This window comes from Streptomyces sp. NPDC052225, assembly GCF_040679615.1.
Classification (GTDB): Bacteria; Actinomycetota; Actinomycetes; order Streptomycetales; family Streptomycetaceae; genus Streptomyces.
On the sequence record NZ_JBFAVD010000034.1, the window covers coordinates 25,142 to 51,409 of the forward strand.

Sequence of the window (26,268 nt, forward strand, 5' to 3'; positions counted from 1 at the left end):
TGGGCTACGAGTGGAACGGCAGGCCCGCGTCGGCGGCGAGCTCGGCCGCTTCCTCGTCCATCGGCGGCACCAGGCTCGCCGTGCCGTCGGTCACGGGCACGACGCCCAGGTCGAGGAGCTCGCCCATGGCGGCGGTGCCGGCCATGTCGCGGACCTGGAGCTGGTAGCGGGCCGTGGTGCGGTACGTGCCCCCGCCGTCGTCGCCGGTTCTCTGCAGGAACCCGGAGTCGGTGAGGAACGCGACGGCCTTGCCGATGATGCCCGTGGTCGAACTGGCCAGTCTGCGGGTGTCCTTGGTGGCGCCGGTGGAGCTGCGCCGCGCCCAGATCCGCCAGGCGGCTTCGAGGCCGGGGGCGTCGGTCGCCGGGTCGGTGTTCTCGCCCGTCTCCTCGGCGCGCTCCTCCAGCTTGCGGCAGGCCTGGCGGACGAACGCGTCCACGCCGTTGACACTGACGCGGCCGATGTAGCCGTCGTCGGCGAGGTCCTCGGGGCGCGGGAAGGCCAGTGCGGCGACGGCGAGGTGGGCCAGGCCGTGCAGGAAGCGGTCGGTGCCGTCGGCGGAGGTGCGGCGCGCGTAGTCGCCCATGCGGACCGCGAAGACGGAGTCCTCGGCTGCGGTCACGGCCATCCCCGCGCGCGGGGACACCTCCAGCACGACGAGGCCGAGGCCGGTCGCGACGGCGTCGGCGAGCCGGGCGAACGCCGGGTCCTCGCGGTAGCGGCGCAGCAGGTCGGCGTACTCCTGGTCGCGGGACGGCTGGAGCTTGGGCTGCAGGCCGAAGGCGACGAGCCGCGCGGCGTCGGCGGCGTCGGCCGGGGTGACGGGCGCGGCGGCCTTGACCGCCACGGAGCCCGAGGCCTCGGGCTCGCCCCACTCGGCGGGCTCTTCGGGGTACTCGGTCACGGGCGGTGCTCCTTGATCATTTCCTGGTACGTCACGTGGCCTCCGTCCGGCCCGCGGCCATCCCGGCCGCGTCGAGCAGGGCGGTGCCCACGATGAGGTCGGCGCCGCCGAACTCGGGGTCGTCGAGCTCGGTGCCGTCGTCCACGGCGAACAGCAGTTTCTCCTCGCCCTGGCGGTAGGCGGTGCCGACCGGCGGGCTCGCCGCGTGGACCGCCAACAGGGCGACCAGGTACGGCAGTTCGGCGTCCTGCGCGCGGGCGTCGACCAGCAGCCCGGACAGTCGGCGCGGCGCGTCGGCGGGCAGGTCGAGCAGCTCCATGGCGCTCGCGAGCTGCTCCTCGCTGAACCGGCTGTCGTCCGGCGTCGCGATGAGGTCGGGCTCGGGCATCTCGGCGCCCAGGTTCTCCCGCTCCTGCGGGGGCGTCAGCAGTATGTCGACGAGGTCCGTGACGCGTACGGAGACGGAGGTGCGCAGTCCGGTGCCGCGCGCGAAGAACGCGTCGGTCACCTTGACGGCGCTCTCCACGGGCAGCGGCAGCAGCGGCGCCACGAGCTGGCCGTACAGGTCGAGGCCCGCGCGCGCGGAGGGCGTCGCGAACGCCTGCCGGTCCTGCTCGGCGCGGAACAGCGGCCCGGCTTCGAGGAGGCGCGACTGCAACTGCGTATGGCGGCGGATGCAGTCCTTGACGATGTCAACGAGCTCGGCGGCGCGGCGCTTCTGCTCGGGGTCCTCAGACTCGTCGCGCGCCTTGCGGATGTTCGTCAGGATCGCGTTCTCGTGGCGGTAGCGGTCGGCCACGTGGTCGAGGGCCTCGGCGATCATGTCGGGCACGGCCTGCAACCAGTCGACGGCGCGCACATTGCGCCGCGTCGCGTCGAGCGCCTTGCGCAGCGTCTCCGAGTACTGCACGGTCCGGTACCTGGCCTGCTCGGCGGCGAGCTGCGCGTCCGCGAGCCGGCCGCGGCTGATCAGGACCTCCAACTTCACCTCGGCGGCGATCTGCGCGCTGGTGACGTCGGTGTCGAGCGCGCCCACGAGGACATTGACGGCCTCGTCGGTCGTACGGAGATAGACGCTTCCCCCGTAGCCGGGGACCTCCTCGATCAGCTTGAAGTCGTAGTCACGGCGCACGTACGAGCCGTCGGTCGCGAACGTGCCGTACACGGCGCGGAAACCGCGGTCCACGCTCCCGACGTTGATCAGGTTCTCCAGGACCCAGCGGGCGACGCGCTCGTGCTCGGCGGCCGGGCGCTGCGGAGCCTGGGCGGCGATGCGCGGCAGCAGACGAGCCACTATCTGCTCGTGGTCGGCGCCCGTGTCGAAGTCCATGTTCAGCGTGACGAGGTCGATGGCGGCCAGCGCCACCTCGGCCATGCCGTACGTCGAGTACTCACCCGCGAGGTTCGCCTTGCGCACGTCCAGGTCGTGCAGCGGAGCGGTGCAGGCGAGCGCGCGGAGCCGCCGCGCGAGCCCTTCGTCGGCGGCCGGGCCCGGTGCGGGGCGCGGCCCCGCGCTGAGCTGGGGCGGAACGGATTCCGTGGTGGCAGGCGAAGTCACGGAGCACAGACTAGGCGCTGGGTCTGACAACGGTCGAAACGACGCAGATGCCACCGGCCCCGCAGGCCGCTACGCGTCCTTCGGCACCCGCTGCGCGTAGGCCTCGACGAGCCCGTCCCGGGAGTCGTCGAGGTAGTCGGCGAGCAGCGCCTCCGCCTCGTCGCGCAGGCCTTTGCCGAGCGTCTCCACGATGGCGGCGTTGCGGGTGAGATAGGGCTCGTGGAGGCGGCGCGGGTCGTCCACGACGTGGAAGGCGAGCCGGAGTTCGGCCAGGACACTGCGCATCAGTTCGTCGGTGCGCTCGCTGCCGGCGAGGGCGACGAGTTCACGATGGAAGTGGATGTTGGCGGTGGAAACGCCCTTCCACTCCCGGGCCTTGGCCGCGCGGCGCCCCTCGGCGACGGCGGCGGCGAGCCCGTCGAGGGCGTACGGCGGCTCTCCGAGGGAGCGGACGACCGCGCACTCGATCATGCGCCGGGTGCGGTAGATGTCCCGGACGTCGTCGACGCTCAGGACGCGTACGAACACGCCCCGGTTGAGCCGGTGCTCGAGCAGACGCTCGTGCGTGAGCAGCCGGAACGCCTCGCGCAGGGTGTTGCGGGAGACGCCGAGGGCGCCGCCGATACTGTCCTCCGAGAGGCGGGTGCCGGGCAGGAAGAAGCCCTCCGCGATCCGGCTCCTGAGGATGTCCGCGACGCGCTCGGCGGTGCTGGTGCGCCCCAGCAGGGCGCGGTCGTCGGCGAGTGCGTGCAGTTCGTCGGAGGCCACGTCCGAATTCAAGCGCAGATGCAAGAACGAAACAACATAGGTATCGCGGGATTGTTCAACGATCCCCTATCTTGCGAGGCGACGAGAGCGCCCCGGCCCTTGGCAGGCCCAGCATGGCCCCAGGGTCGGGCAGGCATGCCGCGAGCACGGTCGCGCCGCGTGCGGCGAACGCACCGTAGGCGGCGTCGAGTTGAGCGGCCACGGCTTCGGTGTCGAAGGTGCGGCGCGGGGTGTCGTTGACGCCGACGACGACGGACACGACGTCCGACGCGAAGGCCAGGGCCCGAACCACTCGTCACGCGCGCGTGCGGCCTGCCTGCGCTGCGGCTCGGGCCGCCCGAGCACTCGCGCACCGCGTCGGCGAACGCGGCCCCGCTGGCGCCCGCCACGGCTCCGGCCGCGCCGACCACCACGGCCAGCGCCGAGGAGGCACTGACGACGACCGGGGTGTGCCCGAGGAAGGAGACCGGCAACTGCCTTGCCCGCGCCCGCTGTTCGAGCCCCACGCGCGGCGGCCGGACAGCGCGACCCGGACCTGTGGGCAGGCGGCCAGTGGCAGGGACGGTACGCGGACGACGGGGCATGGAGCGCCGGCGTCCGCCTCGGGCCCGGGGGCGGTGGCCGGGGCTACGACGAGGGGGTCGTGACCGCGGGCGGCGAGATGCCGCGCGGTCTGCGGGGCGCAGTGCGCCGCAGCGTTGGCCACGAGCGACCCGGGAAACGGGCGGCGACCAGGACGAACAACGGGAGGCGGACCCCGCCCCGCGGGCCGCCTCCCGTACAGCGACGCGTCACATGGTGGGCTCGTCGGTCAGAGGGCCGGGGCGTCCGGTCCGATGCGGCTGCGGACGGCGGTCTGCACCTCGTCCTCCTCGGCCGGGTCGGCGGCGAGGCGGCGCAGTTGGTCGACGACGCGGGCATCGCCGGTCTCGGCGTGCCGGGCGGCGATCTCGCGGGTGGACTCCTCGCAGTCCCACAGGCACTCGACGGCGAATCCGGCGGCGAAGGAGGGGTCGGTGGCGGCGAGGGCGCGGGCGGCGTGCCCGCGCAGATGGGACGAGGCGGTCTCGCGGTAGATGTGCCGCAGGACGGGGGCGGCGCAGGCGATGCCGAGCCGTCCTGCCCCGTCGACGAGCGGCCACAGGGTCGGGGCGTCGGGCCCGTCGCCGCGCAGTGCCTCGCGCAGGGCGTGCAACACGAGTTCGCCGTCCGAAGCGGCACCCCGGCAGGCGAGCATGCGTCCGGCGGCGGCGCCGAGCGCGTCGGGCCGGTGGGCCCAGCGGCGGGCCCGCTCCACGGCGGCGACGGTGCGCATCCGCTCGAAGGCGTCGAGCGCGGCGTCGACGACCGCGCGGGAGGGGCTCTCCACGGCGGCCTCGACGAGATCCAGTGCGTCGGGATCGTGGGTATCGGCGAGGTAGCGCAAGGCGGTGCAGCGGGCCCCGTCCGTGCCGTCCTGCGCGGCCCGCACGATCTCGGGCCGGTCCTCGGGTCCCGCGACGGCCGACAGGCAGCGCGCGGCGGGCACGTACAGCACCGCGCCGCGCTCGAAGCCTTCCTGGGCCCAGGCGAAGACGGCCTGCACGCTCCACTCGGGGCGCGGCCCCGCCGGGCGCATCTGCCGCTGCCAGCGGTCGAAGGAGCCGGCTTCCTGGGCGGCACGCACGCGTGCGCCCACATGCGGCCGGGGATCCTCGGCCCACAGCCGCCATGGCCGTGGCTCGTAGGCGTCGCGGACGGCGGCCGCGAGATCGGCCTCGGCGTCCGCGGGGAAGCGGGCGAGGACCGGTTCGGCCAGGGAGCGCAGGCCCGCGTCGTCGTCGCGCAGGGCCAGCTCGTCGAGGGCCCAGGCCCAGCTGCCGCCGCAGGCCGCGTACCTGCGCAGCAGGTCGAGCGCGTCACGCCTGCCGTACGAGGCGAGGTGGCCGAGGACGGACAGCGCGAGGCCCGTACGGGACTCGTCGGTGTCGATGAGGTCCTCGGGGTCGAAGAGGTGCCGCTCGATCTCCCCGAGCTCTCCGTGGAGATCGAGGTAGAGGCGGGCGTAGTACAGCGAGCGGTTCTCCACCTGCCAGTCGTGGCGGGGGTCGCTCAGCACACAGTGGTTCAGAGCCGCGAGAGCCTCGTCCCGCGGCGCCGTCAGGGCGTGCAGCGTGCCGTCACCGCGGCCTCGCTGCAACAGGCCGAGCAGCGTACCGCTGGGCGCTATGACCGGTTCGAACATGGGAAACAGCCTCACATCAAGCGTCGACGCAACCGGGAACCTGCAACTACCTGGCCACGCGACAACACGTCGGAGCGCCCGCCGTCTCTTGCTTGCTGTAGACCATCTCTCTGCCTCTCGTCCAAGGCCCGGATCCGGGCCGCTTACGGCCCGCGCGGCACGTGGGCACCAGATGCCCCGCCATCGCGTCCGTAAATCACGCCGTCATCATGACCCAGCGGTTCCGCCCGCCGCGACCACATTTCCTGTACCCCCGTTCTGCCTGGTCAGAGCCGGTGCTTCAGGAACCTCCGAAGAGCTCCACCAGCTCCGCCTTGCCGAACATCCGCGCCGTGTCGACCGCCGAGGGCGTCCCCGCCGCCGGATCGGCGCCCCCGTCGAGCAACGCCCTGATCACGGCCTCCTCGCCCTTGAAGACGGCGCCCGCGAGCGGGGTCTGGCCCTTGTCGTTCGGGCGGTTCACATCGGCGTCGCGCGCCACCAGGGCGCGGACCGTGTCCGTGTGCCCGTGATACGCGGCGAGCATGACGAGCGTGTCACCGCGGTCGTTCGTGAGGTTCGCGGGCACACCCGCGTCCACGTACGCCGCGAGCGCCTCCGTCTCGCCCTGGCGCGCGAGGTCGAAGATCTTGGTGGCCAGCTCCACGACCTCCGGGTCGGGGGCTTCGCTCATCGGCCGAACCGCCTTTCGCATCCGTGCTGGTACGGCCGTGCAGCCGTACGAGTGAATCGACAGAGTACTGCCCGCGGGGGCACATGAGCCGACCCCGCCGAGGCAAAGATCACCAACAGTGCGGACGACCGTCCGGCAGCACGCACGGGTGGCTCACCAGCCGCCTGCCGACTGGGTGAAATCAACAAAATTCCACCCATTTGCACCTTTTGTCGTATAGATACATGCTGTGAGCCTGGAAGAACTCATGGTGACTGTCCCCATCAACCAGGAGAACCCTCATGATCTTGTCCATCTCGGGCGTCGTGCTGCTCGGCATCATCGTCTTCCTGTTCTTCCGCAAGGACGGCCTGAAGGCCTCGCACGCACTGGTCTGCGCCCTCTTCGGCTTCTACTTGGCGGGCACGGCCATCGCCCCGAGCATCAAGGCGGGCGGCGCGAGCCTCGCCAGCCTGCTCGGCGGGATCAAGTTCTGACGGCCCATCCACCCGCACACACCTTCAGGAGAATGACGTGGCCAGGCGCCCTCTCCCCCGCATTCTGAGCAACGGCAGCGCCTCGATCGCCCGGAGCCGGGAAATGGCACGGACGGCAGCCGACGGCGCCACCGACGTTCTCCACCCGCTCATCACGATCACCCGTGGACTGCGCCGGCTGGCTGCCGCCGGGCGGCGCAAGTGGTCGGCCACCCCGAAGGACCGGCGCGGCCCGCTGCTGTTCCTGGTGGCCGCCGTGGTCCTGCTCGTGGTGTTCATCCCGTACGGGCCGCTGCTGGCGCTCATCACCCTGATGGCAGCGGCCGCGTGGAAGGGCCGGGACCCCAAGGTGCCGGCCCCGACGGGACCGGACGAGTCGCAGGTGCAGCGTCTGTCGTCGCTGTACGAGGCGCTCGTCCCGTACTTCTCCGTCCCCGAGGACCCGAGCCCGCTCTACGCCCACGGCGGCGACTGGGAGAAGGTCTTCGAGACCTACGACTTCGACGGTGACGGCCGCTTCGACCGCCTGTCGATCCGCTACCCCGCGTACTTCACCGACGGCGAGCCCGAGTCCCGGGCCCGCATCGAGCAGCTGCTCCACGCCAAGCTGGGCCGGGGCCGCGAGTACCACTTCCTGTGGGACGAGGAGGGCAACCACCTCACGGTGACGGTGCTCGCCCCGCTCCCCACCGACATCGCCGCGCAGCGCTTCGTGACCGCTCCCGGCGAGACCGTGCTCGGCTTCACCGACGAGACCGGTGTGCAGCGCACACTGCCGGTCATGGAGGGCGACGAGCAGCGCGACGCGCCGCCCGTCGTGTGGCGCACCGGCGTCCGTTCCACCGAGCCGCACCTGCTGATCGTCGGGCAGCCCGGCAGCGGCACCACGTCCCTGATGCGCTCGATCGCCCTCCAGGCGCTCCAGCACGGCGACGTCCTCGTCATCGAGGGCAGCGGGACCGGCGACTACGCGTGCCTCGCCGGGCGCGACGGGGTCCTCGCCGTGGAGTGCGGGCTCGCGGGTGCGCTGGCCAGCCTCGAATGGGCCGCGCACGAGACGGAGCGGCGGCTCATCGCCGCGAACCGGGCCCGCCAGGCCGGGCATCCGGTGCCGGACGACGTCAAGCGTCCGCTGTGGATCCTCCTCGACCGGCCGACCGCCCTGGGACACCTCGCGGCGGCGGACGGGCGCACCGACCCGCAGACGCTCCTGCAGGTCCCGCTGCGGCACGGCAGGGCGGCGGGCGTGACGGTCGTCGTGGCCGATCAGTTCGACAGCCTCGACGCCCTGATCGAGCCGGTCCGCCAGCACACCCGCGCGCGCGTGACGCTCGGCCCGGCCACGCTCCAGGAGCTCCACGACGTCCTGGGCACGCTGCCCCAGACGACTCCCACGGCCGACGTCCCGGCCGGCCGCGGCTACGCCCGCCTCGGCGCGGGCCCGGTCCACCGCCTTCAGGTGCCGGCGACCCCCGACCCGTACGACGACGCGACGAGCGAGACGCACCGGCAGGCGGTCCTCGCCCTGCTGCCGCAGCGCGTCTCCCCCGCCGACGACAGCAATGGGGTCGAGGCGGTCCCGGACGAGGCCGAGGCGCTCGCCGACCGGTAGCCGCCGTTGAAAGACGGGGCCCTCAGGCGATCAGGGTGCGCGGCACGTCCCCGCCCGCACCCTGGCCGTCCGTCACCAGGCGGGCCGCCGCCGCGAGGCGCACCGCCGCCTCGTCGGCGACCGCGCCGCCCACGGTGAACGGCAGCCGCACATAGCCCTCGAAGGCCCCGTCGACGCCGAAGCGAGGACCTGACGGGACCCGGACGCCGACGCGTTCGCCCACCTCGGCGAGCCGGGACCCGGAAAGACCGCCGGCCTTGACCCACAGCGTCAGGCCGCCGTCCGGCACGTCGAACTCCCATCCGGGCAGCTCCCGGCGCACGGCGGCGACGAGCGCGTCCCGGTTCTCGCGCGCCTGCTCGCGGCGCAGCTGCACGGCGTTCTCCCAGCCCCCGGTGTTCATCAGCCAGTTCACGGCCAGCTGCTCGAGGACCGGGGTGCCGAGGTCGGCGTACGCGCGCGCGGCGACCAGGCTGCGGATGACGTCCGGCGCCGCCCGCACCCACCCGATCCGCATCCCCGCCCAGAACGCCTTGCTGGCCGAACCGACCGTGATGACCGTGGATCCGGCCGGGTCGAACGCGCAGACCCGGCGCGGCATGGCCAGGTCCGCGTCGAAGTACAGCTCGGTCATCGTCTCGTCGACCACGAGCACCGTGCCGGCCGACCGCGCGGCGTCGACCAGCGAACGGCGCTGCTCCTCGTCGGCGAGGGCCCCGGTCGGGTTGTGGAAGTCGGCGACCACGTACGCGAGCCGGGGCGCCGCGTCCCGCAGGACCTGCCGCCAGCGGTCGACGTCCCACCCGGTCAGCCCGTCGGCCATCGCGACGGGCACGAGCCGCAGCCCGGCCTCGCGCATGAGCTGGAGGATGTTGGCGTACGAGGGCGACTCCACGGCCACACGCTCGCCGTGCCCGGCGAAGAGGTGGCAGATCGCGTCGATGGCGCCCATCGCGCCGGTGGTGACCATGATCTGCTCGGGCATGGTCGGGATGCCGTGGGCGGTGTACCGCTCGGCGATCATCGCGCGCAGCGCGGGCAGCCCTGCCGGGTAGTCGCCGTGCGTGTGGGCGTACGGGGGAAGCTCTTCGAGGGCGCCCTGGACGGCGCGGGTCAGCCACGGTTCGGGCGCGGGCAGGGCCGCCGTGCCGAGGTCGATCATCGAGCCGAGTGCCTCGGGCGGCAGGGGCTCGAGTCCGCGGGCGGGCAGCGGATTGCCGGCCGGTACCGCGGTCCAGCTGCCCGCTCCCCTGCGGGACTCCAGGAACCCTTCGCCGCGCAGCGCTTCGTAGGCGGCGGCGACCGTGGTGCGGCTGACGGATGTGGCCTGGGCGAGCTCCCGCTCGGCGGGCAGCCGCGTGGCCACCGGGACACGGCCCTCCAGGACGAGCAGCCGGATGCCGTCGGCGAGGACGCGGTAGGCGGGCGGGCGGCGGGCGCCGGGGCCCGCGGGGCGCGGCTGCTGCGAGGCGAGCAGCCGGGCGAGCTGGGCCGAACCGATCGCCGAAGTCCACTGGGCCATGAGATCCAGTCCACCTTCCCTGAATTGGCCATGGTTGGCATCCGTTTCCGAGCCACAGAGTGTCATGGGTCAGGCCACTACCACCACAGGGGGCACTTAATGTCCGCATCGTCGTCCGCGCGGCCCGGCGGTCCACTGGTCCGCCGCCTCGTCCAGCTGTACGTGGGCCTGGCCCTGTACGGCGCCAGTTCGGCGCTCCTTGTGGAGGCGGGGCTCGGCCTGGAGCCGTGGAACGTGCTCCATCAGGGGCTCGCCGAGCTGACGGGCATCTCCATAGGCGTCGTCTCGATCATCGTGGGCGCGATCGTGCTGCTCCTGTGGATCCCGCTGCGCCAGCGCCCCGGCCTCGGCACGGTCTCGAACGTCTTCGTGGTCGGCCTCGCCATGGATGCCACGCTCTCCGCCGTCCCGGACGTGCACGCCTACGGGGTGCGCATTCCGCTGATGCTCGCCGCGATCGTGCTCAACGGGGTGGCAACCGGCCTCTACATAGCGGCCAAGTTCGGTCCTGGACCGCGGGACGGCCTGATGACGGGGCTGCACCAGCGCACCGGCCGCTCGGTCCGCCTGATGCGCACGGCGGTCGAGGTCGTGGTCGTCGTGACCGGCTTCGTCCTCGGCGGCACGATCGGTGTGGGCACGGTCCTGTACGCCCTGGCGATCGGTCCGCTGGCGCAGTTCTTCCTGCGCGTCTTCGCCGCCCCCGCGCGGCCCGCGGGCTCCCCCGCGGCCGCCGGCCCGTCAGCGGGGCAGGCGATACTGCGACCGTGACCGCGCGCGTACGCCACCCCTACCTCGACCACCCGGGCCCGCTCGCCCTCGCCCATCGGGGCGGGGCGGCGGACGGCCTGGAGAACACCGTCACCGCGTTCCGCCGCGCGGTGGACCTCGGTTACCGGTACATCGAGACCGACGTCCACGCGACGCGCGACGGGAAGCTGACCGCCTTCCACGACGCGACCCTCGACCGGGTCACGGACGGCAGCGGCCTGATCGCCGACCTGCCGTGGGACGAGGTGCGCCGCGCGCGCGTGGCGGGCAGCGAACCCGTACCGCTCTTCGAGGAGCTGCTGGAGACCTTCCCGGACGTCCGCTGGAACGTGGACGTCAAGGCCGAGCCCGCCCTCGTCCCCCTGCTCGATCTGATCCGCCGCACGCGCGCGTGGGACCGCGTCTGCGTCGGTTCCTTCTCGGAGGCACGCGTCGCCCGGGCCCAGGCGCTCGCGGGCCCGCGCCTGGCCACCTCGTACGGCACGAAGGGGGTGCTCGGCCTGCGCCTGCGGTCGTACGGGGTCCCTGCCGCCCTGCGCCGCTCCGCGGTCTGCGCCCAGGTGCCCGTCGCGCACGGCGGGGTCCGGGTGGTCGACCACCGCTTCGTGCGGGCCGCACACGCGCGCGGGTTGCAGGTCCACGTGTGGACCGTGAACGAGGAGGCCGAGATGAGGCGTCTTCTCGACCTCGGGGTCGATGGCATAGTTTCCGATCACATCGAGACGCTGCGCGACGTCCTCAAGGACCGGGGAACCTGGGTCTGACGCCCGCGCGGCGGCGGACCACGGGGACAACTAGGGGACACGGGTGGGCACCGACACCGTGCGGGAGACGGCGACGGGAGCCACCGCGCTCGCCGACCGCAAGCGTGAGCAACGCGGCTGGTACTTCTACGACTGGGCGTGCTCGGTCTATTCGACGAGCGTGCTGACCGTCTTCCTCGGCCCGTATCTGACCTCGGTCGCCAAGGCCGCGGCGGACGCGGACGGCTTCGTCCATCCACTGGGTATACCGGTCCGCGCGGGCTCCTTCTTCCCGTACGCGGTCTCCTTGTCGGTGATCCTGTCCGTCTTCGTGATGCCGCTGGCGGGCGCGGCCGCCGACCGTACGGGCCGCAAGAAGCCGCTGCTCGCGCTCTCCGCCTACATAGGCGCCGCGGCGACGACCGGCATGTTCTTCCTGGAAGGCGACCGCTACCTGCTCGGTGGCGCGCTCCTTGTCGTCGCGAATTCCGCGCTCGCGGTCTCGATGGTGCTCTACAACTCCTACTTGCCGCAGATCGCGCCTCCTGAGGAGCGCGACGCGGTCTCGTCGCGCGGCTGGGCCTTCGGTTACGCGTCGGGCGCGCTCGTCCTCGTGGCCAATCTGGTGCTGTATTCGAACTACGACACGTTCGGCGTCTCGGAGGCGACGGCGGTGCGCATCTGTCTCGCGTCGGCGGGCGTGTGGTGGGGCGCGTTCACCCTGGTGCCCCTACGCCGACTGCGCGACCGGCGCTCGACGAACGCGCCCGGTGGTACGGCGCCGGGCCTGCGCCAGCTGGTCGCCACCGTGCGGGACATGCGCCGCCACCCCCTGACCCTCTCGTTCCTCCTGGCCTATCTCGTCTACAACGACGGCGTGCAGACGGTGATCTCGCAGGCCTCCGTCTACGGCTCCGAGGAGCTCGGCCTCGAACAGTCGACGCTCATCGTGGCGGTGCTCCTGGTCCAGGTCCTGGCGGTGGCCGGCGCGCTCGCGATGGGCCGCCTCGCTCGCGCGTACGGCGCCAAGCGCACGATCCTCGGTTCCCTGGTGGCGTGGACGGTGACGATCGGGGCGGGCTTCTTCCTGCCCGCGCACGCGCCCACATGGTTCTTCGTCCTCGCGGCCGGCATCGGACTCGTCCTCGGCGGCACCCAGGCGCTGTCCCGCTCCCTGTTCTCCCATCTCGTGCCCGCCGGAAAAGAGGCCGAGTACTTCTCCGCGTACGAGATGAGCGACCGGGGGATGAGCTGGCTGGGGCCCCTGGTGTTCGGCCTCGCGTACCAGCTGACGGGGAGCTACCGGGACGCGATCGTGTCCCTCGTCGCGTTCTTTCTCATCGGTTTCGTCCTGCTCGCGCGGGTACCTGTGCGGCAGGCGGTGCACGACGCGGGGAATCCCGTACCGGCCAGGATTTAGCACCTGAACGCAAAGGCCGGTAGTGTACGCGGTTGGCCTGCCAGGCGTACCGTTACTGCACGTCGATAACGCGAAACGCTAGGTGACATCTGGTGTCAGATGTGACAAACCGGGCGCTGGTGGGTACAACAAGGGGCGGCTACGACGGCGACGCATGACCCGGAACGGGAATCTTTACCGCCGACCGGACGTTGACCGGATGACGACGACAGCGACACCTGTCCTGTGGGCGACAAGCCCGGGAGGCACGATTCATGAGTGAGCGAGCTCTTCGCGGTACACGCCTCGTAGTGACGAGCTACGAGACGGACCGCGGCATCGACCTGGCCCCGCGCCAGGCCGTGGAGTACGCATGCGAGAAGGGCCATCGTTTTGAGATGCCCTTCTCGGTGGAGGCCGAGATTCCGTCGGAGTGGGAGTGCAAGGTCTGCGGGGCCCAGGCACTCCTTGTCGACGGGGACGGCCCTGAGGAGAAGAAGGCCAAGCCCGCCCGTACGCATTGGGACATGCTGATGGAGCGGCGCACCCGCGAGGAGCTCGAAGAGGTCCTCGAGGAGCGCCTGGCGGTGCTGCGCTCGGGAGCGATGAACATCGCGGTCCACCCGAGGGACAGCCGCAAGTCCGCGTGACCCTGCGGGGCACCACCCGCAGTACGTGAGACGGCCGGGGCCGGACACACACCGTGTGTCCGGCCCCGGCCGTTCTCGTCTTCTCGGCCGCCTCAGCCGGGCATGATCGGCGGGCGCGGGCCGGAATCGTCACTGCCGCCGCCCGGGCGCTCGTCCTCCCGGATGACCTCGCCCTGGATCACCGTGCCGCCGGGCTGGTGCATGCGTGCCTGCTGGAACGCGCTGCCGAGCGTGCCCTCGCCCGCCGTGCTCATCTTCCGCTCCAGGGTGCGCTCCGTGTAGCGGCTGACGGCCGTGCGCAGCGGCGGCACCAGGAGCAGCAGGCCGAGGGCGTCCGAGATCAGGCCGGGGATCATCAGGAGGAGCCCGGCGAGCATCAGCAGGCCGTTGCCCTGCGAGCGCTGCTCGCCCGCCTCCACGGCGCCGCTCTGCTGGCGCTGGATCGTCTCCGTGAGGTTCTGGAACGCGCGGCGGCCGGCCGACTTGATCACGACGCCGCCGAGGACCAGACCGGCCAGCAGGATCAGGAAGACGGTGAACCCGCCGGTCGCGCTCCCCACCATCGTGAGCAGCCAGATCTCCAGGACCACCCATGCCGCGACGCCGAGCGGCAGCAGCCTGCGAAGACGGGAGCCTCGGGCTCCGGAGGGCCGGTTGCGGGGCGGGGTGCCAGTGGTCATGCCCCCAGTGTGCCTGGGGCCTGGTCCGAGTGGCGTAAGGGGGCGATCAAGATCGCTCTGGGCGGACGCCGGGCCCGCGGCCGAGGACCTTCCCCACGCGCTCCCCCACGCCCCACGTGGTGACCCGCCACAGAGCCTCCACGACGATGTCCTTGCTCATCTTGGAGTCGCCCAGCTCGCGTTCGACGAAGGTGATGGGGACCTCGACCACGTGATGGCCGGCCTTGACGGCGCGGCGGGCCAGGTCGACCTGGAAGCAGTAGCCCTGCGAGGCGACCTCGTCGAGGCCGAGGCTCTCCAGGGTCTCGCGGCGGAAGGCGCGGAAGCCGCCGGTGACGTCGCGGATCGGTACGTCCAGGAGGAGGCGCGAGTACGTGGAGCCGCCGCGCGACAGGAACTCACGGGACTTCGGCCAGTTCACGACCCGCCCGCCGGGCACCCAGCGCGAGCCGAGCACCAGGTCGGCGCCCTTGAGCGCGGTGAGCAGCCGGGGCAGCTCCTCGGGCTGGTGCGAGCCGTCGGCGTCCATCTCGACCAGGACGCCGTAGTCGTGCTCCATGCCCCAGGCGAAACCGGCGAGGTACGCGGCGCCGAGGCCCTCCTTGCCGGTGCGGTGCAGGACGTGGACCTGCTCGTCGGCGGCGGCCAGCTCGTCGGCGAGCTTGCCGGTGCCGTCGGGGCTGTTGTCGTCGGCGACCAGGACGTGCGCCGCGGGCACGGCGGCCCGGACGCGACCCACGATGGACTTGATGTTCTCGGCCTCGTTGAAGGTCGGGATGATCACCAAGGCCGTACCCAGAGGGCCGAACTTCCGCCCACCGCCGTCGCTCACAGCTTCCCCTTAAAACTTCCGTCCAGAAGGGGACCACCATAGCGAGCACGCCGGATCGTTCTGATCAGGCGCCCTGTTCGGGGGCGGATCGGGTGCTGGCGCATGCTGCGGATCGGGGCCGGGCGTCCTTCGGGCCGACCTGGGGCCCGCTGGCTGCGGGTCGACCGAAAGCCGTTGTCTACTGAACGCCCGGGCCCCACCCGGGTCGCACCTCGCCGACCGGCCGGAACGTTCCGGCGCCCCGTGGCACGGGCGCCGGCCTGCGTTCTACGACTGCGTGGGCCTGCCCCGGTCGTGCGAAAGGTGGTGGACCCGGCCGAACCTACCCGCCGACCGCCGCGTGCTGTCAACAGCCGTTTGACCTGGGCCTCTTCACGAACACCCCTGGTCAGGGCGGAGGATACGCAGGTCGTACGGGACGACGCGGGGCCGGGATCCGGTGCGCGCCGCCCCGGTACATCACTCGTCCGGCCGTACGAAGACCGTCTGCCCGAAGACCACCGTCCGCAGACAGACCGGGAGTTGGGCGCCCGGCGTGAGGTCCGGCAGGCCCGGGGTGCCCGAGCGCGGGTCGGTCGACCAGCGGGCGACGCGGTCGTCCGGGGCCTGCACGACGAGCTCGTCCGTGCGCCAGACCGCGTAGTCGGCCGGGGCGCCGGGAACGAGGACGCCGGCGTCGTCGCGGCCCACGGCCCGCCAGCCGCCACGCGTGTGCGCGGTGAACGCGGCGCGCACCGAGACGCGGTGCTCGGGCGTGCGATGGAAGGCGGCGGCGCGGATCGTGCCCCACGGGTCGAGCGGGGTGACCGGGCTGTCGGAGCCGAAGGCGAGCGGGACACCGGCGCGCAGCAGGGCCGCGTACGGATTGAGGGTGCGCGCCCGCTCGGCCCCGAGGCGCTCCGCATACATGCCGTCCTCGCCGCCCCACAGGGCGTCGAAGGCGGGCTGCACGGACGCGGTGAGGCCGAACTCCGCGAAGGCGGCGACGGTTTCGGGGGTGAGCATCTCGGCGTGCTCGATCCGGTGCCGTGCGGCGCGCACGCGCGCGTGGCCGACCTTCTCCGCCGCGGCGCGCATGCCGTCGACCACGGCGGTCACGGCGGCGTCCCCGATGGCGTGGAAGCCCGCCTGGAGGCCCGCCTCGGTGCAGCCGACCACGTGGTCCGCGACGTCCTGCGCCGACAGGTAGGCGGTGCCGTTGTGCGGCGCGTCGGCGTACGGCTCGTGGAGGCAGGCCGTGTGCGAGCCGAGGGAGCCGTCGACGAAGAGGTCGCCGGCGGCGCCGAGCGCGCCGAGGCCGCGGGCCCGCTCGATGTCGCGGTCCGCCCAGTAGCCGGCGACGCGGGGTCCCGGCTCGGAGCGGGCGAGGTCGAGCAGCCCGGTGAAGTCGTCCTCGGAGGAGATGTCGGGGCCGCCGCACTCGTGCAGCGAGCCGATGCCGAGGGAGGCGGCGTGCCGCAGGGCCGCGCGCTGGGCCTCGACGCGCTGCTGCGGCCCCACGGCGCCGAGCGCGGCGGCCCGTACGGCGTGGTGGGCGTCGCGCGTGAGAGGGCCTTCAGGGTCGTGGCCGGGGCGGTCGGTGACGCCCGGGACGAGGTCGAGCAGGGCGGTGCTCACGGCCGCCGAGTGGACGTCGATCCGGGAGAGGTAGACGGGCCGGCCGCCGGTGGCCTCGTCGAGTTCGGCGCGGGTGGGCGGCTGCCGGTCGGGCCAGCGGGCGGCGTCCCAGCCGTGGCCGAGCAGGACCCGGTCGGTGGGGCGGGCCGTGGCGTGTTCCCGTACGAGGGTGAGGGCTTCGGCGCGGGAGCGGGCGGCCGTCAGGTCGAGCCCGGTGAGGGCGAGGCCGGTCGACGTGGTGTGCACGTGGGCGTCGGTGAACGCCGGGGTGACCAGGGCGCCGTCGAGGTCGACGACCTCGTCGACACCGTCCGCGAACGCGTCCGCCGCGCCTTCCGAGCCGACCCAGGCGACGTGCCCCGCTTCCACGACCATGGCGGTGGCGAAGGGGTCGGCGGGGCTGTGGACCTCACCGCGTCGCAGGAGGACGGTACGGGTGCTGGGGGGCGTGCTCATGGCACACAGTGTCCCGCGCCGCGGAGTCCGATCCGGCGCCGGGGTCCCTTTTGCGCACGCGTGTGAATCCGCGCCCTAGATGCGCGGCGGGCGGGCCTCGTAAGGAGTGGAGAGGACGACGGTCGTGCGGGTCGAGACGCCCGCCAGGGAGCGGACGCGGGCGAGGAGGTTCTCCAGTTCGTGCGGGGTCTCCACGCGCACCTTGAGGATGTAGTTCTCGTCGCCGGCCACGCTGTGGCACGCCTCGATCTCGGGGACGCCCGCGAGGCGCTCCGCGATGTCGTCCGGGGCGCTCGGGTCGAACGGCTTCACCGAGATGAACGCGGTGAGCGGCAGGCCGACCGCTTCGGGGTCCACGACCGCGGCGTAGCCACGGATCACGCCGCGCTGTTCGAGGCGGCGCACCCGCTGGTGCACGGCCGACGTGGACAGGCCCGTGGCCTTGCCCAGGTCGGTGTAGCTCATCCGCCCGTCCTTGACGAGCAGCTGCACGATCTGTCGGTCGAGCTCCTCCATGCCGCAGAACCTACAGGGCCCGTGATCTCCCCGGATACCTCAACGGCGCACCCGAGGGCCCCTTCGCCTACCTCTCTCCCCGCATCCGCAATCGGCATGTGACGAAGACCACACCCTTTGAGCCGTGTCCTGGCGCATGCGGCGGTTACGTCGACGGCGGGACGGGAAGTGCTTGCTGTGGTCGAGGCCGCGGCTCCTGGTCGGCCCACCCGAGGGGGAGATTCCCATGCAGAGTGTGAAGCGTTCCGGACGCCCTGCCACGCGAAATCGCAAGCAGACGATCGTCGAGCCCCAGCCGGAGGGCGTCGAACCCGACGCCTTCGACGACGAAGAGGGCGACGCGTACGACACGTTCGAGATGTACCGGGTGATCTGCCCGGACTGTGCCCAGCCCATCGCGCTCCTGGCGGACGAGGACGTCCTGCCCGAGCACGCCCATGTGACCTCGCCGTGGAACCCGTTCGGGCTCACCGTGTGCGCCGGCACCGGCCGCGCCGCCACCGAGGCGCGCCCCGCCGACGAACTGACGGGTGCTCAGGAGCAGGACACGGCCCTGCTGTTGACGCTCCCTCAGGGACTCGACTGGCGCACGCAGCCGTTCTCGCACGTCGGCGGTCCCGGCTCGCGCCCGCTGCGGGTGCCCGAGCAGCCGGCCCGCCGCGCGGCTGCCTGACCCGGGGGTTCAGGCCCGCTCGTCCCAGTACCTGCCCTGCACCATGGCCCGCAGGCTGTCGTGGTGCAGGATCAGTGTGTCCGGGTCCGCGGGCACCTCGGTCTCGCCGAAGTGGATCTGGCGGTACGCGACGCGGAGCATCACGGCGGCGTGCCGCAGGGCCGCGTAGAGCGTGTAGAAGTCCATGGACCGCGGGGTGTGCCCGGTGAGTTCGGCGTAGCGTGCCTCGACGCGGTCACGGCGCAGGAAGCCGGGCAGGCCGTCCTGGCCGAAGCTCTCGGTGAGGTCCTGGAAGAAGCGGTGCAGGTAGATCGTCCAGCCGAGGTCGACCTCGCGCGGGGCGAGCGCCGCCATCTCCCAGTCGAGGACGGCAGCCGGCTCGAAGCCGTCGTAGAGGATGTTGCCGATGCGGGCGTCGCCCCAGTTGAGGACGGCGCCCCCTTCGTCGTGCGGCCAGAGTTCCTCGAGGCGGTCGAAGGCGCTCTCGATGAGCGGTGAACGCGGCAGGCCGTCCACCACCCAGGCGTAGTAGGCCCGTTGGGCGTTCACGTGGCGGCGCAGCGGGCTGCCCTCGCCGGGCAGCGCGAGGAAGTCCGCCGCCGCGGCGGGCACGCCGTCGTGCAGCCGGGCGAGCAGCCGGACGGTCGCCTCCTCCAGGTGCGCGCGTTCCGCGTCGCTCGCCGCGTGCAGCCAGTTGCCTTCGTACGTGTACGGCATGACGTCGGGCGGCACCCGGCCGGCGACGCGCTCCATCACGAAGAACGGGGCGCCGAGCGGCCCTGGGTCCTCCTCCAGCCAGAGCACGCGCGGCACGGGCAGTCCGGTGCGGTCGGCGGCGAGGCGCATCGTGCGGTACTGGCGCGGCATGTCGTACACCGGGAAGATCGTGTACGCGGACGGGTCGGCCGCGAGCCTCAACGCGCAGGCGCGCACGGGTGGTTCGGGGTGCTCGATGTCGAAGAGGAGGGTCTCGCTGGACATGCCGTTGGACTCGGGGACGGTGACGTTCACCGCCTTCGCGCCGGGCAGCCGGTGTCCGAGCCAGGCGGTGAGGCGCCGGGCGATCTCCTCGGGTTCGCGCGTCGAGGTCCGTGGCCGGGGCTGCCGGGGTGCTGCCGCCATCGCCAACTCCCTTTCCGTTCGGGGCTGTCAGGGACGTGCGGGTGCCACCGAGTCGAAGCCCGTAAAGCCGCTCGGGTCGTGGCGGCCGAAGCTGCCGTGCTCGAAGATGCCGTACCCGACGTGCCCGTCGAGGGTGAAGCGGGCGGCATGGTCGATGACTCCGTAGGCGGCCATCGGGTGGGCGGCGGGGTCGGAGAGGTCGTAGTCACGGCGGTCGGTCCAGCCGGGGCCCTGCCAGGTGCCGTGCTGCCAGTCGTCGGCCGGCGGGTAGCCCGCGCCGACGGCGAGCGGCGACGAGGCGAGGATCTCCACGCCCAGTTCGAGCGGCTTGCCGTCGACCGGGTCGGTGAGGTGGACGATCGCGCTCTCGGGGTGGCGGGTGCCGGGCCGGTAGGTGATGTCGGCCCGGGGCCAGCCGAGTTGACGGTCGCGGCGGCCGGCGCGCACGAGGGTCGCGTCGTTCAGGGTGCGGTAGCCGTCGGCGTCCTCCTGGGTGATGACCATCAGGAAGCGGTCGTCGAAGCGGACCGGCGCCCAGATCCAGTGGAAGCCCTCGGTCGGGTGCTCCTGGGCGAGGCGTCCGCCGTCCTCGCCGGGGACCGGGCGCACGCCCCAGCTCCGGTCGCGGGTACCGGTCCAGCCCGCCACGTCGATCTCCCGGCCGCCGATCCGAAGGCGTCCGTCGCACCGCCCTGCCTGCACGAACCGCTTGCCCTCCAGGGTCAGCCTGGCGCCCTTGCGCTGGGTGTGGTGCGGCTCCCACAGAGCGGGGAAGTCGGCGCTCCAGTTGATCTCGTACGAGAGTCCGCCGGGGTCTGCCGGGTCGGCGGCGCAGGTGAGGACGAAGTCCTTCAGCGGGCGCTCGACGACGATGCGCAGCGGGCCGACCGCCAGCTCCATGCGGCGATGGTCGCTCAGCGCGTCCGAGGCGCGGACGGCGTGCAGGGTGTCGCCGACGCGCAGGGTCGCGTAGGCGTCGATCACTCCGAGGTTGGGGTAGACGCCGAGGCCGAGGATGAGCAGGAACTCCCCGGCGGGGTCGACGAGATGGAAGATGCAGCGGTCGTACGCGTTGCGGTCGCTCGTCGCGACGTGCTTCATCGACAGCGGAACCTGGTGGACCGGGTACTCGTCGAGGGCGACCGGGCGGTCGTCGTCGGCCACAGCAAACCTCCCTGGGCGTACGGCAGTTGACGTCGCCCGGAAGGGGTGCGGCCCGCCCGGCGGCGGACTTGACGGTACGTCAGCTCCCGGCCGGAGGCCAGATGTTCGACGGGCCGGGCGCACGAGCACGGTTATGCCGCGAACTGACGCTCGATTGCGTCGACCGGTGACTCGCTCCGTCCCCTCGACGTTGTCCCGGCATGACCCCGACGCAGACCCCCGCTCCTGCGCCCACCGGCCGCCGCCGGCGCATCCTCGTGCCTGCCGCCACAGGAACCGCAGAATCGGTTCACCCGCCGCACGGAGCGCACGCGGCACACACGCCCCATCCGTCTCCGCAGTCAGCTGCGCACCCGCAGGATCCGCCGATCTACCGGGCCCTGATCACCACATGGGCCGACCGCGGCCGGACGCTGCCCGGGCACCACGACCCGGAGTGGACGCGCCTGGTCGCGCCGACCGTGCGCTCCGGACAGTTCAGCGCGACTCCGGACCCGCGAGGTGACGGGCGATGACCATGCGCTGGATCTGATTGGTGCCCTCGACGATCTGGAGCACCTTGGCCTCCCGCATGAAGCGCTCGACCGGGAAGTCCACGGTGTAGCCGTAGCCGCCGAAGACCTGCACCGCGTCGGTGGTGACCTTCATGGCGGCGTCCGTGCACAGCAGCTTCGCCATGGCGGCCTGCTTGGAGAACGGGCGGCCTGCGTCCCGCAGCCGGGCCGCCGACAGATACAGGGCACGGCCGGCCTCGATCTGCGTCGCCATGTCCGCGAGCATGAAGCGAAGGCCCTGGAAGTCGGCGATGGGGTGGCCGAACTGGGAACGGCCCTTCGCGTACGACACCGCCGCGTCGAGCGCCGCCTGCGCCACGCCGATCGCGCAGGCCGCGATGCCGAGGCGGCCCGAATCGAGCGCGGACAGCGCGATCTGGAAGCCCTGCCCCTCGTCCCCGATGCGGCGCTTGTCGCTGATCCGGACGCCGTCGAAGTGGACCTGGGCGGTGGGCGAGCCCTTCATCCCCATCTTCTTCTCCGGCGCCGCCGCGCTCAGCCCCTCCGCGTCGCCGGGCACCAGGAACGCCGTGATGCCGCGGGCACCCTCGCCGCCGCTGCGGGCCAGGACCGTGTAGAAGTCGGCGACGCCGCCGTGGGTGATCCACGCCTTGGTGCCCGTGAGCACCCAGTCGTCGCCGTCCTTGACCGCCTTCGTCCGCAGCGAGGCGGCGTCGGATCCCGAGGCGGGTTCGGAGAGGCAGTACGCACCGAGCAGGCCGCCGCCGAGCATGTCGGGCAGGTGCTCCGAGCGCTGCTCCTTGGTGCCGAAGTTCGCGAGGGCGTGGCAGGCCAGCGAGTGGACACTGACGCCCAGGCCGACCGTGAGGCGGGCGGCCGCCAGTTCCTCCAGGACCTGGAGGTAGACCTCGTACGGCTGGTCGCCGCCGCCGAACTCGGAGTCGTACGCCAGGCCGAGCAGGCTGGACGACGAGAGGAGGGCGAACGTCTCGCGCGGGAAGCGGCCCGCCTCCTCGTCCTCGGACGCGGACGGGGCGATCTCCCGCTGTGCGATGTCCCGGACCAACTGGATCAGGTCCTGAGCTTCGTCCGTCGGCAGCTGACGCTCGACTCCTGGCTCCGGCATGGCGACGCTCTCCTGTCTGGGCGGGCGCTGCGGCGGTGCGCGCGGGGTGAGGCGGCGCCGCCGGATGGTCACGTCCGAGCCGATGCTGCCCGTCCGGGTCACGGAAGGTGCTGATCAGCGGCTTCGGTGTGTCGAGTATTCCCGATCCGGGGCCTCCCGTCACTAGTTAACGACCGCTTACTCCAAGTTTTTCGCGGAGGGTCTCATGGGGCGGGTGCGACGCGTGAAGGAACCGGGGAAATTGGTTCGGACCATTGACCTCACTGGTCTAGTCCTTCTAATCTGCGGCGCGCAGGTCCAGCACGGCATTCCCCACGTTCCCCCCCCATGCTCCCCTCCCCCACGAGGAGACACGATGCTCAGACCGCACCTCCCCCGCGCCCGCTTCAAGGCGCTGATATCCGCCGCGTGTTGCGCCGTACTCGGCGCCGGGATGCTCGCCTCCGCGGGCAGCGCGGCGGCCCAGCCGGACACCAACTCCCAGGAGGCGGCGGCCGGTTCGAAGGTCGTCGGATACTTCACCGAGTGGGGTGTCTACGACCGGAACTACCACGTCAAGAACATCGAGACGTCCGGCTCGGCCGACAGGCTCACGCACATCAACTACGCCTTCGGCAACGTCCAGGGCGGCAAGTGCGCCATGGGCGACTCCTATGCCGCGACCGACAAGGCGTACACCGCGGACCAGTCCGTGGACGGCGTCGCCGACACCTGGGACCAGGAGCTGCGCGGCAACTTCAACCAGCTGCGCAAGCTCAAGAAGCTCCACCCCGACCTCAAGGTGCTGTGGTCGTTCGGCGGCTGGACCTGGTCCGGCGGGTTCACCGAGGCGGCCAAGGACCCGGCCGCGTTCGCCCAGTCCTGCTACGACCTGGTCGAGAACTCCAAGTGGGCCGATGTCTTCGACGGCATCGACATCGACTGGGAGTACCCGAACGCGTGCGGGCTCAGCTGCGACACCAGCGGGCGCGAGGCCTACAAGAACCTGATGGGGGCGCTGCGTTCGAAGTTCGGCAGCAGTGCGCTCGTCACGTCCGCGATCCCGGCCGACGCCTCGGCCGGCGGCAAGCTGGACGCCGCCGACTACGCGGGCGCCGCCCAGTACGTCGACTGGTACAACCCGATGACGTACGACTTCTTCGGCGCCTGGGACGCGCAGGGTCCGACGGCCCCGCACTCGCCGCTGACCTCGTACGACGGCATTCCGAAGGCCGGCTACAACACGGACGCGACGATCGCCAAACTCAAGGCGATGGGCGTCCCGGCGTCCAAGCTGCTGCTCGGGATCGGGTTCTACGGGCGCGGCTGGACCGGTGTCACCCAGGCGGCGCCCGGCGGCACGGCGACCGGACCCGCGGCCGGCAAGTACGAGCAGGGCATCGACGACTACAAGGAGCTGAAGACCAAGTGCCCGGCCACCGGCACGGTCGGCGGCACCGCGTACGCGTACTGCGGCAACAACTGGTGGAGCTACGACACCCCGTCGACCATCGCGGGGAAGATGGACTACAAGAACCAGCAGGGCCTGGGCGGCACCTTCTTCTGGGAGCTGTCCGGTGACACGACGGGCGGCGAGCTGATCAAGGCGATCAGCTAGGCGTCGTCAAGCAGGAGTTGGGCGGGGTTCCGGCGCGCCGGAACCCCGCCCTTCCCCGTGCGCCCGTTCATGGGCGGGGCGGCGCCGGGTACGACGGCTCGAACTCCTCGATGACGCGCAGGGTCTCACCGAGCGTGCGGACCAACAGGGCTCGCACGGTGCTGCGTTCGACCTCCTGGTGGCCGATCCAGTCGAGGGTGATGCCCTCGACGCTGCACAGCCAGCCGAGCAGCGCCATGCGGACGACGCGTGGCACCTCCGGCTTCCCGTACACGCCCTGGGCGATGGTCGCGATCAGCACCGCGCGCACGCCGTCCCGTATGGCCTGCACCTCGGCGTCGAAGCCGACGCCGCCCGTGATGATCGTGCGGTACGCCGCCTGGTGGTGCTCGGCGTAGCGCAGATAGCCGTCGACGGTGCGGTGCACGCGGTCGACCGGGGCGAGGTCCCCCGCGGTGGCGGCGCGGTCGACGAGGTCGCCGACGGAGTCCTCGATGATCGCGAGGTAGTAGCCGCGCTTGGACGTGAAGTAGTAGTAGATCAGGCCCTTGGCGACGCCCGCGTGCTGGGCGATGTCGTCCATGGACAGCGCGTCGTAGGACGTGTCGGCGAACAACTTCCGGCCGATGGCGATGAGTTCGGCGCGGCGGGCGGCGGACCTGCCGGTGCCGCGCGCCCGCTGGTGGCTCTCGTTCAATTCGGGTCCTGGTCTCCGGCTCCCTGCGAAGACCGCAGTATGGCAGCTTCCCGGACCCGGGTGGCTCAGGTCACATCCAGCCGAGCTGTGTGACGAGCATCGCGAGGACGACGACGAAGGTCCAGCCCAGGACGTGCTCGAGGATCTTCGGCCCGTGGTCCTCGGGGCCGCCCGTGCGGGTGCGGGCGGAGGCGGGGGCGGCGGCAGCGGAGTGTGCGGTCATGGGGGTCTCGCTCGGGTCGTGGGCGTCGTGGCATCAGTCCTGGCGGCGGCCGTGCGAGCGGCCGCGGCAGTGACTCCCCCCGTGCCCTCCACCTTGCCATCGGTCCGCCTTTTTGCGGCCGAGACCTTGGTCACGCACAACCGGCGCGGAATGCTGTGCGTCCGACATTGCGTCCCGCGTTTTCGACGCGTTCCGTCCGACCGGAAGGCTCACGATCCACGATGCGCACGTACCGGACGTCCCGCCGCAGAACCCGTCTCGCGCTCGCCGCGGCCCTCACCGTCACCGCCGCGCTGACCGGCCCCGCGGCCGTCTCGCAGGCCGCCGCCGACACGCCTTCGCCGGGCGCCGCGGGCCTCGGCGACCCGTTGTTCCCGCTCGACGGGAACGGCGGCTACACGGTCCGCCACTACACGCTCGACTTCGACTGGCAGGCCCCGGGGACACCGTTCCCCGCGACGACGACGATCCGGGCCACCGCCACCCAGGCCCTGTCCCGCTTCGACCTGGACTTCGCCGGCAACGAACTGCACACCGTCACGGTCAACGGAAGCCCGGCGCAGACCCGAAGGGACGGCGACGAACTGGTCGTCACGCCCAAGACCCCCATACCCAAGGGCAGTTCGTTCACGGTGAAGGTCGGGTACACCGCCGACCCGACACAGATACGCCACCGGGACGATGCGATCGAGGACTACGGCTGGATCCCCACGCCGGACGGCACGGTCCTCTACCCGCAGCCCAACGGGGCCAAGATGATCTTCCCGTCGAACGACCACCCGAGCGCCCGCGCCCCGTTCACCGTGCGGGTCACGACCCCGGGCGACCTCACGGCCGTCTCGAACGGCAAGCTGGTCGACAAGGCCGAGCGGCCCGGCGGCCGGGTGCGCTGGACGTACGACTCCGAGCAGCCGGTCGCCACGCAGCTGGTCCAACTGGCCATCGGGAAGTACCAGTTGATCGACGGCTCGGGTCCGGACGGTGTCGCGCTGCGCGACGTCGTGCCGGACGCCCTGGTGGCCCCGACCAAGCAGTACCGCGACCTGACGCCCGATCATCTCGCGTGGCTGCGCGACCAGTTGGGCCCGTACCCCTTCAACCGGTACGGCGTCCTCGTCGGTGACACCGATCTGGGCGTGGCCCTGGAGACGCAGACGCTCTCCCTGATCCCCAAGGCGGATCTGCTCGGCACCCGGGTCGACGCCGAGCGCAATCTCGTCCACGAGCTGACCCACCAGTGGATCGGCGACAGTGTCGGGATCAGGACGTGGTCCGATCTGTGGCTCAGCGAGGGCCATGCCCGCTTCTACGAGCGGCTCTACTCCGAGGCGCACGGCGGCGACAGTTTCGAGGCCGCGATGAGGACCGCGTACGAGAACCACGACCAGTGGCGCCACGACTACGGCGCCCCGGCCGAGCCCACCGAGCCCAACCTCTTCAAGCGGATGCGCTACGACGGCTCGGCGCTCGTCCTGTACGCGCTGCGCGAGCAGGTCGGCACGCAGACGTTCCAGCGGATCGAGCGGGCCTGGATCGCGCAGTACCGCGGCCGGACGACGTCGACGGCCGACTACATCGCCACCGCGTCGAAGGCCGCGGGCCAGGACCTGTCCGGCTTCCTGCGGCCGTGGCTGTACGGCTCGACGACCCCGCCGATGCCCGGCCACCCGGACTGGGTGGTGAAGCCCGTCGTCACCGGCTGACCCGCACAGCGCGGCGCGCTCTCCCCCACGCGAAGGAGAGAGCGCGC

At 72.1% G+C, this 26,268-nt stretch carries 24 protein-coding genes and 3 pseudogenes; 9 read left to right on the top strand and 18 right to left on the bottom strand.

What is annotated here, in order from left to right; all coding sequences use genetic code 11:
* Positions 1–4 precede the first annotated feature (4 nt).
* The 8 genes and pseudogenes from AB0L37_RS33720 to AB0L37_RS33755 all read right to left on the bottom strand — a co-directional run bounded on the left by AB0L37_RS33720 (position 5) and on the right by AB0L37_RS33755 (position 6,127).
* The gene (locus AB0L37_RS33720; RefSeq protein ID WP_365514392.1) at positions 5–847 is read right to left on the bottom strand and encodes a hypothetical protein; all 843 of its coding nucleotides are present in this window, start codon (positions 845–847) and stop codon (positions 5–7) included.
* An 88-nt stretch (positions 848–935) separates the two neighbouring features.
* Positions 936–2,462 (bottom strand): hypothetical protein, encoded by a 1,527-nt coding sequence (locus tag AB0L37_RS33725; protein ID WP_365514292.1) that lies wholly within the window; start codon positions 2,460–2,462, stop codon positions 936–938.
* A 69-nt stretch (positions 2,463–2,531) separates the two neighbouring features.
* Complete coding sequence (locus AB0L37_RS33730) at positions 2,532–3,230, bottom strand: GntR family transcriptional regulator (protein WP_365514295.1); 699 nt, start codon at positions 3,228–3,230, stop codon at positions 2,532–2,534.
* Positions 3,231–3,306: 76 nt separating this feature from the next.
* A pseudogene (locus AB0L37_RS33735) lies at positions 3,307–3,495 on the bottom strand (SGNH/GDSL hydrolase family protein); the annotation flags it as partial.
* A gap of 11 nt (positions 3,496–3,506) precedes the next feature.
* Positions 3,507–3,730, bottom strand: a pseudogene (locus AB0L37_RS33740) (glycosyltransferase family 1 protein); the annotation flags it as partial.
* A gap of 8 nt (positions 3,731–3,738) precedes the next feature.
* A pseudogene (locus tag AB0L37_RS33745) lies at positions 3,739–3,936 on the bottom strand (glycosyltransferase family 1 protein); the annotation flags it as partial.
* Positions 3,937–4,041: 105 nt separating this feature from the next.
* Positions 4,042–5,454 carry a HEAT repeat domain-containing protein gene (locus tag AB0L37_RS33750; RefSeq protein WP_365514298.1) on the bottom strand — a complete coding sequence of 471 codons (1,413 nt, stop codon included), beginning with the start codon at positions 5,452–5,454 and terminating at the stop codon, positions 4,042–4,044.
* A gap of 280 nt (positions 5,455–5,734) precedes the next feature.
* Positions 5,735–6,127 carry an ankyrin repeat domain-containing protein gene (locus AB0L37_RS33755; protein ID WP_365514301.1) on the bottom strand — a complete coding sequence of 131 codons (393 nt, stop codon included), beginning with the start codon at positions 6,125–6,127 and terminating at the stop codon, positions 5,735–5,737.
* 281 nt (positions 6,128–6,408) lie between these two features.
* Here AB0L37_RS33755 and AB0L37_RS33760 point away from each other — a divergent pair, with 281 nt between their 5' ends.
* Both AB0L37_RS33760 and AB0L37_RS33765 read left to right on the top strand, forming a co-directional pair.
* Positions 6,409–6,603 (top strand): hypothetical protein, encoded by a 195-nt coding sequence (locus AB0L37_RS33760; RefSeq protein WP_018534760.1) that lies wholly within the window; start codon positions 6,409–6,411, stop codon positions 6,601–6,603.
* Positions 6,604–6,640: 37 nt separating this feature from the next.
* Complete coding sequence (locus tag AB0L37_RS33765) at positions 6,641–8,215, top strand: ATP-binding protein (RefSeq protein ID WP_365514305.1); 1,575 nt, start codon at positions 6,641–6,643, stop codon at positions 8,213–8,215.
* A 22-nt stretch (positions 8,216–8,237) separates the two neighbouring features.
* On the opposite strand, the gene AB0L37_RS33770 is transcribed toward AB0L37_RS33765, so the two are convergent.
* Positions 8,238–9,737 carry a PLP-dependent aminotransferase family protein gene (locus AB0L37_RS33770; protein WP_365514308.1) on the bottom strand — a complete coding sequence of 500 codons (1,500 nt, stop codon included), beginning with the start codon at positions 9,735–9,737 and terminating at the stop codon, positions 8,238–8,240.
* Positions 9,738–9,836: 99 nt separating this feature from the next.
* Between AB0L37_RS33770 and AB0L37_RS33775 the strand changes: the two genes are divergently transcribed.
* The 4 genes from AB0L37_RS33775 to AB0L37_RS33790 all read left to right on the top strand — a co-directional run bounded on the left by AB0L37_RS33775 (position 9,837) and on the right by AB0L37_RS33790 (position 13,300).
* Positions 9,837–10,508 (top strand): hypothetical protein, encoded by a 672-nt coding sequence (locus AB0L37_RS33775; protein ID WP_365514311.1) that lies wholly within the window; start codon positions 9,837–9,839, stop codon positions 10,506–10,508.
* Entirely contained in the window at positions 10,505–11,272 is a 768-nt protein-coding gene (locus AB0L37_RS33780) for a glycerophosphodiester phosphodiesterase (RefSeq protein WP_365514314.1), read from the top strand. Before AB0L37_RS33775 ends, AB0L37_RS33780 begins: the two co-directional genes overlap by 4 nt.
* Before the next feature lie 43 nt (positions 11,273–11,315).
* A complete protein-coding gene (locus AB0L37_RS33785; RefSeq protein ID WP_365514317.1) occupies positions 11,316–12,671 on the top strand; it encodes an MFS transporter in 1,356 nt (451 codons plus the stop codon).
* A 254-nt stretch (positions 12,672–12,925) separates the two neighbouring features.
* Positions 12,926–13,300 (top strand): RNA polymerase-binding protein RbpA, encoded by a 375-nt coding sequence (locus tag AB0L37_RS33790; RefSeq protein ID WP_164314920.1) that lies wholly within the window; start codon positions 12,926–12,928, stop codon positions 13,298–13,300.
* Positions 13,301–13,392: 92 nt separating this feature from the next.
* Here the strand turns inward: AB0L37_RS33790 and fxsA are convergent, their stop codons facing one another.
* The 4 genes from fxsA to AB0L37_RS33810 form a co-directional block, all read right to left on the bottom strand.
* Positions 13,393–13,980, bottom strand: coding sequence for an FxsA family membrane protein (gene fxsA, locus AB0L37_RS33795; RefSeq protein WP_365514320.1), 588 nt, complete (start codon positions 13,978–13,980; stop codon positions 13,393–13,395).
* A 46-nt stretch (positions 13,981–14,026) separates the two neighbouring features.
* Entirely contained in the window at positions 14,027–14,812 is a 786-nt protein-coding gene (locus AB0L37_RS33800; protein WP_365514323.1) for a polyprenol monophosphomannose synthase, read from the bottom strand.
* A 459-nt stretch (positions 14,813–15,271) separates the two neighbouring features.
* Positions 15,272–16,885, bottom strand: coding sequence for an amidohydrolase (locus AB0L37_RS33805; RefSeq protein ID WP_365514326.1), 1,614 nt, complete (start codon positions 16,883–16,885; stop codon positions 15,272–15,274).
* A gap of 75 nt (positions 16,886–16,960) precedes the next feature.
* Entirely contained in the window at positions 16,961–17,401 is a 441-nt protein-coding gene (locus AB0L37_RS33810; protein ID WP_018534770.1) for an Lrp/AsnC family transcriptional regulator, read from the bottom strand.
* A gap of 226 nt (positions 17,402–17,627) precedes the next feature.
* On the opposite strand from AB0L37_RS33810, the gene AB0L37_RS33815 reads away from it, so the two are divergent.
* On the top strand, positions 17,628–18,074 hold the full coding sequence (locus tag AB0L37_RS33815) for a hypothetical protein (protein ID WP_365514330.1): 447 nt from the start codon (positions 17,628–17,630) through the stop codon (positions 18,072–18,074).
* A gap of 9 nt (positions 18,075–18,083) precedes the next feature.
* Here AB0L37_RS33815 and AB0L37_RS33820 read toward each other — a convergent pair whose 3' ends face one another.
* The 3 genes from AB0L37_RS33820 to AB0L37_RS33830 form a co-directional block, all read right to left on the bottom strand.
* Positions 18,084–19,196 (bottom strand): phosphotransferase family protein, encoded by a 1,113-nt coding sequence (locus tag AB0L37_RS33820; RefSeq protein ID WP_365514333.1) that lies wholly within the window; start codon positions 19,194–19,196, stop codon positions 18,084–18,086.
* Between the two features lie 27 nt (positions 19,197–19,223).
* Positions 19,224–20,297 carry a hypothetical protein gene (locus AB0L37_RS33825; RefSeq protein WP_365514394.1) on the bottom strand — a complete coding sequence of 358 codons (1,074 nt, stop codon included), beginning with the start codon at positions 20,295–20,297 and terminating at the stop codon, positions 19,224–19,226.
* Positions 20,298–20,837: 540 nt separating this feature from the next.
* The gene (locus AB0L37_RS33830; RefSeq protein ID WP_365514336.1) at positions 20,838–22,001 is read right to left on the bottom strand and encodes an acyl-CoA dehydrogenase family protein; all 1,164 of its coding nucleotides are present in this window, start codon (positions 21,999–22,001) and stop codon (positions 20,838–20,840) included.
* 355 nt (positions 22,002–22,356) lie between these two features.
* Between AB0L37_RS33830 and AB0L37_RS33835 the strand changes: the two genes are divergently transcribed.
* Entirely contained in the window at positions 22,357–23,598 is a 1,242-nt protein-coding gene (locus AB0L37_RS33835; RefSeq protein ID WP_365514339.1) for a glycoside hydrolase family 18 protein, read from the top strand.
* Between the two features lie 67 nt (positions 23,599–23,665).
* Here the strand turns inward: AB0L37_RS33835 and AB0L37_RS33840 are convergent, their stop codons facing one another.
* The gene (locus tag AB0L37_RS33840) at positions 23,666–24,295 is read right to left on the bottom strand and encodes a TetR/AcrR family transcriptional regulator (RefSeq protein ID WP_365514342.1); all 630 of its coding nucleotides are present in this window, start codon (positions 24,293–24,295) and stop codon (positions 23,666–23,668) included.
* Between the two features lie 70 nt (positions 24,296–24,365).
* A complete protein-coding gene (locus AB0L37_RS33845; protein WP_365514345.1) occupies positions 24,366–24,518 on the bottom strand; it encodes an SCO1431 family membrane protein in 153 nt (50 codons plus the stop codon).
* 221 nt (positions 24,519–24,739) lie between these two features.
* On the opposite strand from AB0L37_RS33845, the gene AB0L37_RS33850 reads away from it, so the two are divergent.
* The gene (locus AB0L37_RS33850) at positions 24,740–26,221 is read left to right on the top strand and encodes a M1 family metallopeptidase (protein WP_365514348.1); all 1,482 of its coding nucleotides are present in this window, start codon (positions 24,740–24,742) and stop codon (positions 26,219–26,221) included.
* The last annotated feature ends 47 nt before the right edge of the window (positions 26,222–26,268 follow it).